This is a genomic window from Nocardia nepalensis, assembly GCF_048910785.1.
GTDB classification, from domain to species: Bacteria; Actinomycetota; Actinomycetes; order Mycobacteriales; family Mycobacteriaceae; genus Nocardia; species Nocardia nepalensis.
The window spans coordinates 537,673-553,527 of record NZ_JBKBET010000031.1; the positions used below are offsets into that span (position 1 = coordinate 537,673).

Annotated in this window: 5 protein-coding genes; 1 reads left to right on the plus strand and 4 read right to left on the minus strand. The window is 68.3% G+C overall.

What is annotated here, in order from left to right:
- Window positions 1-211, minus strand: a 211-nt coding sequence (locus ACHQ4I_RS27365) for a hypothetical protein (protein WP_420774718.1), incomplete at its 3' end; no start/stop codon positions are given.
- A 610-nt stretch (window positions 212-821) separates the two neighbouring features.
- On the opposite strand from ACHQ4I_RS27365, the gene ACHQ4I_RS27370 reads away from it, so the two are divergent.
- Entirely contained in the window at window positions 822-2,666 is a 1,845-nt protein-coding gene (locus ACHQ4I_RS27370) for a serine/threonine-protein kinase (protein ID WP_420774719.1), read from the plus strand.
- A 23-nt stretch (window positions 2,667-2,689) separates the two neighbouring features.
- On the opposite strand, the gene ACHQ4I_RS27375 is transcribed toward ACHQ4I_RS27370, so the two are convergent.
- From ACHQ4I_RS27375 to ACHQ4I_RS27385, 3 genes are read right to left on the minus strand one after another with little or no spacing between them, the layout of a single operon-like run.
- Window positions 2,690-4,267 (minus strand): PfaD family polyunsaturated fatty acid/polyketide biosynthesis protein, encoded by a 1,578-nt coding sequence (locus ACHQ4I_RS27375; RefSeq protein ID WP_420774720.1) that lies wholly within the window; start codon window positions 4,265-4,267, stop codon window positions 2,690-2,692.
- Complete coding sequence (locus ACHQ4I_RS27380) at window positions 4,264-9,591, minus strand: beta-ketoacyl synthase N-terminal-like domain-containing protein (protein WP_420774721.1); 5,328 nt, start codon at window positions 9,589-9,591, stop codon at window positions 4,264-4,266. The genes ACHQ4I_RS27375 and ACHQ4I_RS27380 overlap by 4 nt, the downstream gene beginning before the upstream one ends.
- Window positions 9,592-9,625: 34 nt before the next feature.
- Window positions 9,626-15,847, minus strand: a complete 6,222-nt coding sequence (locus ACHQ4I_RS27385) for an SDR family NAD(P)-dependent oxidoreductase (RefSeq protein WP_420774722.1) — start codon at window positions 15,845-15,847, stop codon at window positions 9,626-9,628.
- Window positions 15,848-15,855 lie beyond the last annotated feature (8 nt).

Genomic DNA, 15,855 nt, shown 5'->3' on the forward strand with positions numbered 1-15,855 from the left:
GTTCCCGAGCCGTCGCCAGTTCCCCAGCCGCCACCGGAACCCGAACCACCACCAGTTCCCGAGCCACCACCAGTTCCCCAGCCGCCACCGGAACCCGAACCACCACCAGTTCCCGAACCGCCACCGGAACCCGAACCACCACCGGATCCCGAACCGCCACCTCCACCGCCATCGCCACCGCCACCGCGACCGGCCGGGCAGAAATAGCCACAGCCCGACACGGACAGAGGATTCGGATCCGCAGACACCGGAGACCCACCCGCTGGCGGCGTGGCGTCGGCCGTTGCCGCAATGAGTGGGCCGGGAAGCTCATGCGCCGCAATGATCATTAGTGCGACCAAGCACATCGCCCAGATAAGGCTCGCCGCCGAACCGAGCCGGCGCCAATTCCCGCACCCGCGACGCGCGCGGCGTGCCTGCCCGCGCGGCGGCGGATTCACGATTGTGGTGCCGAGTGCATCAGACGGGATAGGAGGGAACATGACTTCCAGAACAGGTAGGGCCCGCAGGGGCGGCGATCAAGGTCGATAAACAAATCCTCATTCGCAGCAAACCTGCAGACCACCGCCCCTAGGAGTGAAAACTGCACACCTGGGTGAGCTCGAACAATCCCTGGGATCCGCGCATTGATACCCCGCCCTCCCTATGCTCGGATGCAGCGAAGTGCCATTCTGTGGATGTCGCATGTTTCATGTCGAGCGATGGAGCGGGCAGAAAATCGGGATCGCGCACATTCGAGACCCGAAGTTTCGGCTAGCGCAGGCTGTGGACAGGTTCGGGCCGCCTTTATGAATTCAACGCCTTGATCAGGAGGGCTGATCATGAGCTCCGAGAACGAATTGGTCAGTGCGGCATTACCGGGCTACGACGTGGGCGAGCCACTCGGCCGGGGCGGATGCGGATTGGTATTTTCCGGCCATCACCGTCAGCTCGGACGCCCGGTCGCGATCAAGGAGATCCCGAGTCAGTTTTCCGCCGATCCCGTGGTCAAGCGCCGTTTCCTGGCCGAGGCTCGGCTGCTGGCGTCCATCGACCACCCGCACGTCGTACCCGTGTACGACTTCGTCGAGCACGCCGACTTGTGCCTGCTGGTGATGGAGCTCTTACCCGGTGGAACGGTATGGACTCGGTTCACCTCCGAGGGATTCGACGCACCCTCCGCCGCCGCGGTGGCACTGGCCTGCGCCGCCGGCCTGCAGGCCGCACATGATCGTGGCATTCTGCACCGCGACATCAAGCCGGCGAACCTCATGTTCGCTGCCACCGGCTCCCTCAAGGTCACCGACTTCGGCATCGCCAAGGTGATCGGCGGAAATGAAACCCTGGCAACGCGAACCAGCGTGGTCATCGGCACGCCCTCCTACATCGCACCCGAGCAAGCGCGCGGTGAACCGCTCACACCGGCGACCGACGTGTACGCGACCGCCACAATGCTTTACGAACTGCTGGCCGGCGAGCTGCCGTTCCCGCGCGGCACTGACAGCATGGCGACGCTCTTCAAGCACGCATACGAGGCTCCGACACCACTGTCCGAGCGAGCCCCGACCGTTCCCGAACCGATAGCGGAGGTGGTGATGCGCGGGCTCGCCACCAATCCGGCGATGCGGTACGCCACCGCCGAGGACTTCGGCGTCGCGCTCGCGCAGGCATGCACGGAAAGCTGGGGCCCCGGCTGGCTGTCCGGGCCGGGGATCTCGGTGATCGGCGCCGACACGATCGCGTCGGCCGCCAGCGGTGGAGCCGAACCGTCGACCCCGCCCACCAGCAGATCCGAGTCGAGCACGTCATCTTTTGCAGCCACTCGCGGTGTCGGCCGAACGTCGACCACGATGGTGAGACCGGTGATCACATCCGAAGACGCCGGTCCGCGGTTGGCCGACATCGCTCGCGACGAGTTGGTGCCGATCCAGGCGGTGATCAAGCTCAGGCCTGCGCGCGGTCCGCTGATCGCCGCGGCACTGCTCGCTCTGCTGGTAATGGTCATCGCGTTCATCGCGCCGGGCACACCCTCGTCCGACGGCACTGTGCCACCAGGCTCGGTCACGGTCGCAGGGGTGGATCCCACCACGGGGACTCCGGTGAACCTCGATCTGTCCATACCAGTGACCGTGACAAGCAACGGTGCCATCCCAGCGGATGCTGTACGCATCGAACTGCAAGTACTCGGTACGACAGTGGGGCAGCAGACAGCGCCGCTGGTCGAGAGCGGACCGACATTCGCCGCGACCTTGCCTTCCCTGGTCAACCGGTATCTGGTCGCGGGGCGGTTTACCGGCAGAATCACCCTGCTTTCGGGCGGCACAACCGTGGCGTTCTGGCGTTTTCCCGTGCAAACCACGCAGTCGGCGACGACCACGGCGGTAGCCGTCGGTAACGTCCTGCTCCTCTTGTTCGGCATCGCCTATCTCGAGTCGAATGCGCGGTCATTGCGGCACGGCCGCAGCCGGATCGGCGCGGGCCTGGGACTGGCCGGGGCGAGTGGCGTGCTCGCCATCGCGATCGTCGGGCTGCTGTGGGTGCTGGCCGGACGCCAGCCGACCCTCGCCACGCTGGTGACCTGTGTTGTTCTCGGCGTGCTCGCCGGCGGCGCGGGGGCGGTCGGCGCCTGGCGATCGGGGCGGATCCGCAGGTACCGCCGAGCACAACGGATGGCACCGCAGGGGTGAAGGGGCCACGGTTCGGGCGCCGTTCACTGTCCCAGGGATTCGATCGGCGTCAACCGGTAGTCGAGGCAGCGGCTGGGCAGCCCGACCCCCGCGAAACGTAGCTGCATGACGCGACTCAGGTATGCCGCACCGTGCATGAGGTGGTGGGCCACCGCCACGACACGACGGTTCTCCGGTGGTTCCAGATAGCTGCCGCGCACCCAGTCGTTGAAGCTGCCCATCGCCGGGCCGCACCAGATCTGATAGTCCGCCACCCGGTCCGGCTGGCCGAGACCGGACCAGCGCGAGGACATGCCCAGGTACCAGCGGAAGATCAGAGCCATGCGGCGTTTCTCACTGCCGCTGGCCCGCTCCAGTTGCGCCGGGTCGCGCTGTTCGAAATAGGCGACGGTTTCTTGCCACACGTGCTCGAGCGGACGGCGGAAGAACTGGGTCTCCAGTTTGTGACGCTCGTCTGCGGGCAGCGCGTCGATGCCGTCGTAGGCGCAGTACAGCTCGTACAGGCGCCTGGCTCGCATCGGGAACAGCGTGCCCTTGCGCAGCACCTGTAGCTGCACCCCGAGTTCGAACATGTCCGCGGCCGGGGCCATCTCACAGTCGGTGATGGCGGCCGCGGCGAGCATGGCCTTGGTCGCCGACGAGGCCCCCGACTCCCGGCAGGACTGGTTCACCGACCCGGTGACCACGTATGCCGCGCCAGCGGCGAAGGCAGCGCAGACTGCCTGCGGCGTCCCGATCCCCCCGGCGGCACCGACCCGGATCGGTGTCGCGTACCCCTGCTCGCGTTCGACCCGATCACGCAGCATGAGGACGGCGGGAAGCAGCGCAGGCAGGGGGCGGCGGTCGGTGTGCCCGCCGGAGTCGGCCTCCACGGTGATGTCGTCGGCCATCGGCACCTGCCGGGCGAGTTCGGCCTGATCGGCCGTGATCAACCCGTCCCGGACGAGCTCGGCGACGATCGCCGCGGGGGCGGGGCGCATGAACTGCTCAGCCACCTCGGCCCGCGAGAGCTTGGCGATCACCCGGTGGCCGGCGACGATCCGGCCATGCGGGTCACGGGCGAGCCCGGCGACCCGGTATCGCACGATGTGCCGAGTGAGACCCAGGTACGCCGAGGCCTCCACGCACCGCACGTCGAAACGCAGGTAGAGCTCGACGGCTGCGCGTTCCAACCCTTCCTCCGCCGGGCTGTGGATGAGGTTGCAGGCGTAGGGCAGCCCCGGAATCTCGCGCTGGAACCGTTGTAGCGCGGCCTCGATGCGATCCGGAAGCAGGCCGGCTGCGCCGAAAGAGGCCAGGTAGCCGTTGGCGGCCAGCGCGATGACCAGATCTTCTGAGGCGATACCGCCTGCCATGGCGCCCGACATGTACGGGAAGCGGACGCCGTGATGCCGCAGGAAGGCCTGCGAGCCGAGCCGCGCGGGTGGGAGCGGCCCGGCGGCCGCGAGCACCTGGTACGGACGTCCAAGTGGCGGCTCAGCGCTGGCCACGCCGATGCCCTCGGCCCCGCGGACCACATAGCAGGGTTGTTCCAGGTCGGCGAGGACTTGGCGGATCCCATCGACGTCCCGGGCGGACATCCACTCGGGTGCGATGGTCATGACCGTTCCCCCTTCCAGTCCGTGGGCCGCACCTCGACCGCCACGTCGTGCACTTCATAGATCCGCATGCCCGATTTCCAAAGGTTCGCCTCGGCGATGACGAGCAACCGGTCGTCTTCGCGCCGGACCTCCTTGATGTGGGCCTCGAAGTCCATATCGCGGTTCTCGCGCAGGATCTGGCCCCGGTATTTCCACGACATCTCCACTCCCCGGGCCATCGCGAAGCGCGGCCGGGCAATCCCCTCGGCCAGCCCCGTCTGCATGACGTAGAGCTGTAGCGCCTGGATTATCGCCTCCACGCCGAGCGAGCCCGGCATCACCGGGTCACGGTGGAAGTGATAGTCGAAGTACCACTCATCGGGTCGGATCTGGCGGTATCCGCGCAGGTAGCCGGCGTGGAAGTCACCACCACCCGGAACGATGTCCACCCGGTCGACCAGGCGCAGCTGTCCATCGGCCAGTTCGAGGTGAGCGCCGTCCCCACCGTAGGGAGCGGGGTCGGTGCCGAGATCGATCCGGTGCACGGTTTCCGGAGCGCTGTCCTGGCGATCCAACCAGGGGGCGACGCATGTGCCGGAATCCAAGCCGATCTGATGGGCCAGCGCCCGCTCGTTGAAGTAGCCGCCGAGTGCTTCACCGACGTAGCAGACCTGCCCATCGACCGACAAGTCGAAGGAGAAGTTCTGCAGGACGGTTCCGGGCATGGCGTGGCTCGTCAACAGCCGCGAGCGTTGCCTGATGGTTTTGCCGCGCAGGTCGATGTCCTCGACCAGCGTCGCGCGGCCGTCGAGATTGCGGAAGCTGAACTGTTCGCCCGGTTGGTCCAGCGTGGCGCCCAGGTAGTAGCCGAGCAGGAACGCGCCTTGCAGCGCCGTCTCCATATATATGCAGTTGGGCATCGAGGGATATGAGTTGTCGCGGTAGTACCAGGCGTCCGCCGGGGAGTCGTACTCCGCGCTCATGGTCGCCCCCGGCAGCAGCTGCCTCCGGGTGCCCTGCAGTGTCATGATCCGGTCGACGCACTGAAGATCCCCGTTCGGGAAGTGCGGGGTGCGGCTGTCTCGGTAGATCTCGAACTCCGGGCCCATGGCGATGACCAGATCGCCCTTACCCAGGTGCGCCATGTGCAGTTCGTTGGTGAGCGCACGCTCGCCGCGCTCGTTCGTGCGGCCGAGGAACGCCGTTGGGATGCCACCGGTCTCGGGCCGGTACGGGGTGCCCGGTTTCTCCCGCAGCTGGATGCCGAGGTTCCTTATGCTGGTCAGCGGCCGGTCCCCGTCGTAGATCAGGATGTCGGCGATCACGGTCGGCCGCGGCACCAGGGTCACTTCGGTGATATCGGCCTCGTACCGCAGCATCCGGCAGTCCGGTGTGATCTGCCCGCGGACCTTCACCTGTGTCTGCAGGCCGGTCATCGGCTGGAACCGGGCGTCGGGCAGGCACAGCTGCAAGCCCAGGTAGAGGGCGTAGACCTGCAGGATCTGCACGCACCCTGCGCCCAGCAAGGACCCGGGGACCACCGGGTCGTCCCTGAAGTGGCAACGGAAGTACCAGTCGTCCGGTGTGAGGCGCTTGACGGCGGTGAGCGACCCGAGCCCGCGCCGCCCACCGCACCGGTCGAGAACGGTGACCTCATCGACCATGCGCAGCCGCTGACCGGTCAGGCGCAGGGAGGGATTGCAGCCGTCCTGGTCGTATGGCGCGCCGAACACCTGGGCTACCTGGCCACCGGCCAGCAGGTCCAGGTCGGTGGGCCCGATGTGCTGCCTGGCGGTGTATGCCAACGGCTTGAAGGAGGTGCGGGTCGGCTTCGCGCGGCGGCGGTCTTCGGAATCGCTGGTCACCACGCCACCCGGCACGTTGAGTTCGGCCTCGGTGAAGAATCCCGCGCCCGCATTCTCGAGTTCGAGCAGGAGCTCGTCGTCGACATAGCCTCGGCAATGGAAGAAGACCAGCGGGGTGTCGCCGTTCCATACGAAGCGGTCGATCCATAGGTCGTAGCGCAGGGTCTGGCCCTCGTGCGGCAGCTCGCGATGGAATTTCAGCGTGCCGCCGAGCACCCGGTACACCCGGCTGCCCTGGTTGCGAAAGTCGATGCCCAGGTAACCGAGGAGTAGGAACTTGGACTGGCCGGCGGCCTCGGCCGCCACGGCGGCCGGCACCTGCCCGTCCACCGTGTACCAGGCGTCACGCGGCACGTCGTACTCGGCGCGAATGAAGGAGGGTTCGAAGCGGCCGGTTGTCGCTTCGAGCTCGGTCACGCGGGTGACGAACATGTACGGGGGCTGGGGCAGCCGGACGCGGGTGGCGTAGCCGTCGATCGGCGCGAACTGGGGCCCGAAGACGGCCGCGACGCTCCCGTTCGCGAATTCCAGCACGTCCTTCTCGTCCCAGATGACGCCTGGCGCCGTGCCTCGGGCAGGCAGATCCGGCGATGCTTGGTCGAGCGGCTGCGGAGCGACCGAGCCCTGTGGGTCGACCGAGCCGTTCACCTGCCGCTCGAGTGCCGCCACCATGCTGTGTTGCAGGGCTTGTTGGGCCTGCATCGCCATCAGGTGGGTAGCGAGCACCTGTTCACGTAGCTCTCGGAGCAGACTCTGCGCTCGTGTTTCCCCGATGGCGGGCGATGGCTGCCGCGGCGGCGGGGGGACGAGGCGTGGCAGAGGTGTCGGAGCCTCGACCGGCTCGGAGGGCGGGGCCGGTGTCGAGGGAACGTAGCCGAAGGGCTCGCCCTCGAAGGTGATCAGGTCAGGGCAGGTGACGACCGGCTCGGTGATCATGGGTGGAGGTGCCTTTACATCGATAGCAGCGTCGGGGGGTTCGGTGGCGGGCGGAGCCGGCGACTCGTAGAGGACGCTCAGATCAACTGGAAGCCCGTGGCCGAGCAGCCGCGCCAACGCCTGGCTGAGGGCGGCGCCGGTGCTCGCGCCCCGACGGTCCACGGCGACCGCGAGGTGGATCTCGCCCTCGAGCGTCGCGTTGATCCAGCGGGTGCAGGTCGCGCCCGGTCCGACCTCGACGAAGCACCGATAGCCACGGTCGTACGCGGCGCGGACCAGACGGGGAAAATCGACGGTGCCCGCCAGCGTTCTGGCGATGTCCTGGGCGAGTGTGTCGGAGTCGAGCGCCTCGATCCGGTCGTATGCGCACGCGGACAGCAGCTCCACCGGGAGTCGCTCACCGGTCGGGTAGCGATGCAGCTCGGCCAACTCGGCGAGCTCGCCGTCCACAACCGGGCAGTGCAGGACATGGTTGGCCGGGGCTCGCGCCGCCCGGCCGCCGACGGCCTCGATCACTCGGCGACACTGTTCGGGGTCGCCGGCGATGACCACTTCTCGGGGCGTGTTGACGTGGGTGAGATAGACACGGTCGAAGCCGGCGAGGACCTCGCGCACGATCGCCGCATCAGCGAGCAGCACATGGGTGGCCCACACGTCGGCGTCCGCTACCGACTCGGGCAGGTTCCACAGCTGTCGCACGGTGTGTTTCGGGCCGCCGATCCGGTCGCGGAAGATCGGAGTGCGGCTGGTCCTGGCATCGTCCCGGGCGCTCAACCGCCAGACACCGGTCGCGAACATCATGCTCGTTTCGCCCAGGCTGTATCCGAACGCGCCGTGCGGGACTCCGAGCATCCCGAGCAGCAGCTTGGTGTGGAACATCGCGAACTGGATGCCGACCTCGAGCATCGCGGGAATGTCCGCGAGCAGCTCCGCCTCCCGGGCCATGAGCTGGCGGCGGCCGAGAGCGCTGCCGCGCGGGTAGAGGATTCGGTCGCGGAACTGCTCCGAGGGCCGCGACACCTGATCCTCGAACCAGCTGAGCAGGTCCGGAAAGATGCGGAACAGGTTCTGGCCCAGACCCAGGTACGCGTTGAAGGCGCCGGGATAGACGAACGCGACCTTGCCTTTCGCGCCGATCGGGCGGGCGGTGAAGTAGCTACCGGCCGGTGTGGTCCACTCCCCGGCTTGCTCCCACACCGAAGGCAGGTCGCCTATCGCGCGCTCCACCTCGCGTAGCAGCGTCTCGCGGTGAGCGGCAACCAGCACGACCCGCAACCGTGACTCCCCCAGCGCCGCCGCGGCCTCCCGGACGAGCGCGTGGGCGTCACACGCGTCCTCCAGCAGCTCGCGCCAGCGCGTCAAGTCGGCGAGCAGGCCGGGCAGGTCGTCCGCCCCGATGGGCAGGAGCAGGTGCCCACCACCGCGGGCCCAGGTGGCCGGCCGCTCGGCCACCGCCGGCCACCTGCTCGACAGGACGATATGGCTGTGCCCGCCGGAACCGAGCGCGTTGACCGCCGCGTAGCGCCGGCGTGTGGAGGACTCGCGCAGCCAGGGTCGCGACTGTGCGGGGATGTAGAAGACCGAGGCGTCCATCGCCGGCCGGTGTTCGGGGCCGCCCGCACGCCCGGCCGGCGAGCCGGGCAGGTAGCGGTGGTAGAGGCATAACGCCGCTTTGACCACGCCCAGCAGCGCCGACGCCGTCCCGGCGTCGCCGACGATCTCCTGGACACTGCCCAGCGCACACGAGTCCGCGCCCGCGCCATCCGCGGAATACACCGATGCGAGGGCCTGGATCTCGCCGTTCTCCTCGCCGCGGATCTCGCTGGCGTGTGCTTCGAGGTAGGACACGTCGGCGGCCGTTATGCCCGCGCGAGCAAGCGCCTCTCTCGCGGTCTGGCGCATGACCTCGAGCTCGGCCGAGACCGTGCGCCGCGGCTCTGCGTCGATCGAGCGCCGGGTACTGACGGCCTCGATCTGGGCGTATTCCCGGCGTGCCGGTGTGCGTGCCGGTCGTGTGAGCACGAGAACGACCGCTCCCTCGCCGATCTGCCGGTCCTCGAGGCCGACTTCGAAAGCGACATTCACGGCACCGACGAGGACCGCTTCGATGGTCTCGTCGATCAGCAGCCGGGCGGCGGTCTGCAGCGCGGCGACGCCGCCGGCGCTGTCGGTCACGATGGTCGATGCTGGCCCGTTGAAGTTCAGGTCGGCGCACACCTGATTGGCCATGAGATCGCCTGCGGGCCCGTGCTTTTCGTTCATATCGACAGCGTCGTCGGTGCCGTCGTGGACGATCAGCACTGCGATCCGGCGCGGTGCCGCCGCACCTGCGTCGCGGTCGAATCCCGCGTCTCGCAGCGCGGAGTCGGCGACATGTGACAGCAGTCGCCGCCGCGCATCGGCGGACCTGTGCCGTGTGGGCAGCATGCGGCACATCGACTCGCCCGCATGCACGGCCTGCTCGAAGTCGTCCAGGTTCTCCAGTGGGCCGATGTGGCAGGCCATGCCGACGATCGACGACGTGGTCACCTCGGTTGTGGCCATGGAATGTGGCCCTTTCTCTGAGATCTCGGTGGCATCAGGCTGCGTCGGTGTCTTCACGTCGTGACGGCGCGAACTTGGCCTTCAGCTGCGGACTGCAGACGACGGATACCCCGGCGAACCGCTGCAGGACACGGCCGTCGACAGCACACGCACTCACCGTGCAAGTGATTGTGGTTTCGCTGTCGTGGATCTGGTCGACGACGAGTACGAAGGGCTCGTCGTGTGGCAGCCGGTCCAACAGGTCGACTCGCTCGATACCGACGGGCAGGCTTGCACGGTCCTTCATCCGCCGCGCCCAGAGCAGTGGTGCCTGCAACAGCAGATCGGCCAGGACCGGGCTGTACCGTCGGCCCTCGTACGCGCCGTTCGAGATCGTTCGGTCGGACAGCCGGCACTGCACAATCAGCCGGTCCGGGGTCTCGAGGAGAATCCGCGTGATGCCGCGCAGTGTGGGGCCGTGGAATAAGGAGCCGTCCTCGTATGGTCCGCTGCCGGAGTCGCTGGGTGTCTCGGCCAGTAACTCGGCCAGCCCCTCATGGGACGTGGCCGTGGGGCCCGCGACCTCTCCGACGACGCAAGCGGCGGCATAGTGCGGTCGAGCCGGGCCCGACTCCCGCAGTCCGCGGATCGCGACCTCGTCGTGGCCCGCGGCTTCGTGTGACATCTCGACTTCGAACCGCTCGGGCTGGGTGCCTTCGAAGACGACCCCCTTGTGGACCCGGAAATCGCGGCATTCGACCACCGGTTCGCCGTGCAGCTGTTCGACGACGTTGATCATGCACCCGAGCGCCACGGTCGCGGGCAGCACCGGGTGGCCGTCGATCCGGTGGCTCTCCATGATCGGATCGGCGCCCAAGCCGGCGATGCGCCGTTGGGCGACCGTGCGCCCAACGGGCCGATGCGGCTCACGGTGTGAAAGCCCGGCAGCCGGCCCGATGACGGTCACGACGTCGTGGTCTCGGGTGCGGTCGAATTGGTCGGCGAAAATCGCCGCGCCGTCCTCGACCGGGATGAGGCTGAGGCCGCGCGCCCGGAACACCGTCCGTAGCTCATCGGAGACCATGCCGCCGTCCCAGGCGCCCCAGTTGATCGAGGTGATGCGGCAATCGGGCCGCTCGTGCTCGAGCGAGCACGCCAGGCGATTCAACGCCTCGTTGGCCATGGCGTAGTCGGATTGCCCTCGGTTGCCGAAGAACCCGGCCACCGAGGAAAACAACACCAGGTGACGCAGCCGCTGGCTGTCCAGCGCGGCCAGCACATTGTGCAAACCGTCGATCTTGGGCGCCAACACGCGCTCGATCTCGCGGGGGGTCTTGTCGGCGACGAGCCGGTCGGCCAGCACGCCGGCGCCGTGGACGACGCCGGCGACGCGGTCGGCGTACGGGGCCAGGGCCGTGCTGGTCGCATCCGGGTCGGTGATGTCGACCGGCAGATACTCGGCGGTCGCACCGGCGGCGTGCAGGGCTTGCAGAGTCGCCCGGATCTGCCGCTGCGCGGTGATCTCGCCGAACAGTCGGCTCACCTGTTCGATAGTCGGCTTCCCGTCGCTCTGGCTCAGGTGCTGGTAGATCGCGTGCTTCAGATCGGCATCACTGGTGACTCCGGCCGCCCAGGTGTGCTCGGGCGCGGGTCGAGTGCGGCCGAGCAGCACCAGGTGGACCGGGTGCCGGCGGGCCAGTTCGGTCACGCACGCCGCGGTTACCCCACGGGCACCGCCGGTGACGACGAGGACGTCGTCGGGTCCGAGCGCGGCGGGGCCGACCTCCTCCAAGCGCGCCGATTCGTCGTCCAGGGCGGACGTCAGTCGGTGGTCGCCGTCCAGGCCGACCTCGGGCGGGTCGGTGGCGATGTCGTGCAGTTCGGCCAGTACCAGCGCCGCCGCGGCGGCATCGTCGACCGCCGGGGCGATATCGACGTTCCGGCAGAACAGGCGGGGCGCCTCGATCGCCAGTGTCTTCACCATGCCGGCGATGCCGCCGAGCACAGCGTTGGGCGGCGTGGCGGAACCGTTCAGGCCCAGTGCACCGTCGAGGCCGGTGACGGCGACGAACGCCGCGCGCCCGCGCTGCGCCGCATCCTCCAGCGGCCGCTGAAGATGTTTGGCGACGAGCAACCCGAACGCCAGGCGCCGCTGGGCCTGGGCCCAGTCCGCAGCGTCGGCGGTGGCCAGATAGAGGCACAGGCTGAGGCCCTGGCTCGCGGCGACGATGTCCGACAGCCGCGCGGAGAGCTCGTTTTCATGCCACTCGTCCAGCTGCCAGAGGCGGTCAGGATCGTGCGGCCCGTGGACACCGGGCAGACGCAGAACCTGTACGTCCCAGCCGGATTCCCGCAGCGCGGCATTGAGTGCCGCGCCGCGACCACCCCCATCGTCCACAACCAGCGCGGTGCGCGGCGCGGCGTATGCCGAGACGAGCAGATCGGGCGCGGGCAGGGCTCGCAGGGTGACGCGGGTCCGGCCGATCGGTGCCATGGGGACATCGGTCGGCGCTTCGGCATCGGCGATACGTTCACCGGAAGGCTCTGGCGCGGTCTGTGATTCGGTAGGGGTGCTTCCGGCCAGGAAATCGGTGATGTCGCGCAGGGTACGCAGCTCACCCAACGTCTCCGGACCGACCTCCGGAGCAGCCGGAAAGCGCTCCCGCATACCGCTCAGAATCTCCACCCGCTTGATGGAATCGATGCCCAGATCGGCCTCGACATCCATATCGGGCTCCAGCATCTCGACGGGGTAACCGGTCTTGTCCGCCACGATCGCCAACAACGCCGACTGCACCGACGCCGCGTCCAAACCGACGGCCGCACCGGAAGCAGGGCCACCAGGGGCGGCGAGCGGGGCGGGCGCGGCGGCCCACGTTTCCGGGGCCGGCACGATCGGAATCGTCGGTGGAATGGGGTCGGGTGGGGTTGCTGCGGCATTCGCCAGGTCGACGATCGCACGTGCCGACGTCGTCGCCTGGCTATCGGGCCGGTGCCCGAGATCCAATGCGGCGAAGTCACGCAGGACCTGCTGTGCGCGCAGGTGTGTCTCGCTGATCGCGAGGCTGTGGTCCTTGACTGCGGAAAGGCCGGTCATCAGGGCGTTGTCGCCGTCGCCGTTCAGCGTGTGCTGCTCGAGCAGTCCGACCAGACGGGTCGCGACCTGGAGCTGGCCATCGAGGTAGGCGCGATGCAGGGTCAGATGGTCGGCGGCGTATTGGGTGAGGGTTTCGGAGGATGCGGGCAGCAGGTTCGGGGATAGCTCGTTCGGAATACTCACGGTTGACTCTGTGATCTCCGCGGCGGGCGCGGTCGTGGTCGGGGGGACGGCCGGTCGCTGCGGCACCGGTGGCGGCACGGCCGGTGATGCGGGCGAGGAAGGGCCGGCTGCGGGTATCTCGCGCAACTTCTGATCGCTGACCGGGGCGCTGATCCGGTATCCGTTCTGCAGCGCTTCGCGGTACTCGCGCCTGCGGCCTTCGGACACGTGGTTGACCCCGGTGAACGGGATGCTCATGGCTGCCGGCGGCTCGGTCGGCGGCGGCCCGGTGAAGCGGTTCAGCCCGGTCAGCGGGAGCCCGCAGACCGCGAGCTGGACCGCGGCCTGCTTCAGCCGCAGATCGCTGTCCTGGGATGGCCCGCCGTCGAGGCTGATGACGACGGCCTCCCGGTCGCCGAGGATCCGGGATACGAACTGCTTCAGCACGCCCTTGGGTCCGAACTCGACGAAGATGCGGTAACCGTCCGCGTACATGGTCTCGATCCGGTCGGCGAAATGCACCGGGTGCAGCAACTGCTCGGTCAGGATGCTTCGATTCGCCGCGAGATCCTCGCCATATGTGCGCCCCGCGGTATTCGCATAGACGGTGCCGCGGCCCGGGCGGAACTCCACTTCTTCGACCGCTTTCCGGAAGGCCTCCACCGCATGTTCGACCAAAGGGGTGTGGAAGGCCGCGGCGACGGGCAAAAGCTTGGTCCGCACGCCGGCGGCCGCGCTGGCGGCGACAAATCGTTCGACCGCCGCGGTGGCGCCCCCCACGACGAACTGGTCGGAGGTGTTGTAATTGCAGATGTCCACGTCCGGATGGCCGACGAGCAGTTCGCGCACGCGGTCCTGGGTCGCTTGGACCGCCGCCATGGCGCCGCTGTCGAAACGGCCGTCACGCAGCGGCGGTGGCGCCATCGCAAGGCCACGGGCGCGCGCCAGCGTGTAATAGTCGGCGTCGCTGAAACATCCGGCGGCCCACAGCGCGGTGAGTTCCCCGAAACTGTGGCCGAGGAACCCGTGCGCGGAGAAGCCGAGCGCGCTCAGGAACCGGTGCTGCCCGCTGGACAGCGCGCCGATGGCCGGCTGTGCGAACTCGGTCTGCCGCAGCAGCGCCTCTTGCTCGTCCCGGTCGGCCGCCTCGAAGACCGGGACCGGGAAGACGATCCGCGACAGCGGGGTATCGCCGATGAACTGCTCGTTGGCTCGGTCGAAAGCCGCCCGGATCGGGGGTACGGCGAGGGCGGCCTCGCGGCCCATATTGACGTACTGGCTGCCCTGGCCGGCGAAGAGCGCCGCCACCTTCTCATCGCGGCCGCGGGCCCGGCGCCGGTAGTAAACCCCCTTGGGATGCGTCCACTCCTCGATATCGCCGCGGGCCCGCAGCGTGGCCAGCGCCTGCTCGCGCAAACCGGTCGCCTCGGCGTCGGTGCGGGCGACGAAGCCCAGACGAGTATGGGCGGCGGGGATCTCTTCCTCGTCGGGCGCCGCCGGTGCGCCTTCCGCGAGTCGCGCGCACAGGGCCTCGTGGTTTTCGGCGTGCCACAGGTAAGCGCGAGCGGTCGGGTGCAGAGCTGGGACATCATGCCCGAGCGCGTCGTGCTCCTCCAGCACGCAGTGAAAGTTGGTGCCGCCGAACCCGAACGAGGATATGGCCGCGCGGCGGCGCGGGCGGCCCGGGTGACGCACCCAAGGACGCGACTCGGTGTTCACATAGAACGGCGTCTGGTCGAATCGGATCGCCTGGGTGGGCCGCTCGACATTGATCGTGGGCGGTAGCACCTTGTGATGCAGGGCGAGGGCCAGTTTGATGAGCCCGGCTGCTCCGGCGGCCGCCTTGGTGTGGCCGATCTGGGACTTGACGCTGCCGAGGGCGGCGAACTGCTTCTCCTCGGTGGCCGCGCTGTACACCTCGCGCAAGGCCGCAAGCTCGGTGCGGTCACCCGCCACGGTGCCGGTGCCGTGGGCCTCGATCAGCTCCACCGAATCGGGCGAGCAGTCCGCGTCCGCGTAGGCGCGGTCCAGTGTGCGCTGCTGGCCCTCGGACCGAGGCGCGTAGATGCTTTTGAACCGGCCGTCGCTGCCCGTTCCGATACCGCGCAGCACCGCATAGATTCGGTCGTTATCGCGCTCTGCGTCGGCCAGCCGCTTCAGCGCCAGCATGCCGATGCCTTCACCGATCAGCGTGCCGTCCGCAGCCTCGTCGAAGGGACGGATCTGCCCCGATTTGGACAGCGCCGGAGTCTTGCTGAAGCACATGAACGACATGATCGTGTTCTCGGTGTCACAGCCGCCGGTGATCATCAGGTCGGCGCGGCCCTCGGCAAGCTCGGACGCTGCCATCCGCACGGCCGCCAGGGAACTGGCGCACGCGGCGTCCACGGTGCAGTTCAGGCCGCCCAGGTCGAACCGGTTGGCGATGCGGCCGGCCACGACGTTGCCGAGCATTCCCGGAAACGAGTTCTCCTGCCAGGGAATGTAGGCCTTCTTGAACTTCTCGGCGATCTCCTCCGCGTCGCGCTCGGTCAGCCCGCAGCTTCGAACGACCTCCTTCAGCACGGGCGTCTGCAGCCGGGCCGAGAGCGGCTGGGTGAGGGAGTTCGAACCGGTGATCCCGAGGATCACCCCGGTCCGGGAGGGGTCGTACCAGGACGCGCCCGGGCAGCCGGCGTCCCCCAGCACCTCCCGCGCCACAACCAGGCTGAGCAGCTGCAGGACATCGGTCACTTCGAGGATATTCGGCGGAAGACCGAACTCCAGGGGGTCGAAGCCGATCTCGGGCAGGAATCCGCCGCGCCGGCAGTAGGTCTTGTCCTCCGCCGTGGGATCGGAGTCGTAGTAGTCCTCGGGCCGCCAGTGTGTGGCGGGTACGTCTTGGATGCAGTCCGCCGCCTCCACGACGTTGCCCCAGAACTCGCGCAGATTGCGCGACTTGGGAAACAGGGCGGACAGACCGACGATGGCGATCCTGTGCCGAGCCGACCGGTCGATTTCATGCTGATTGCCGTCCATAGGAACCG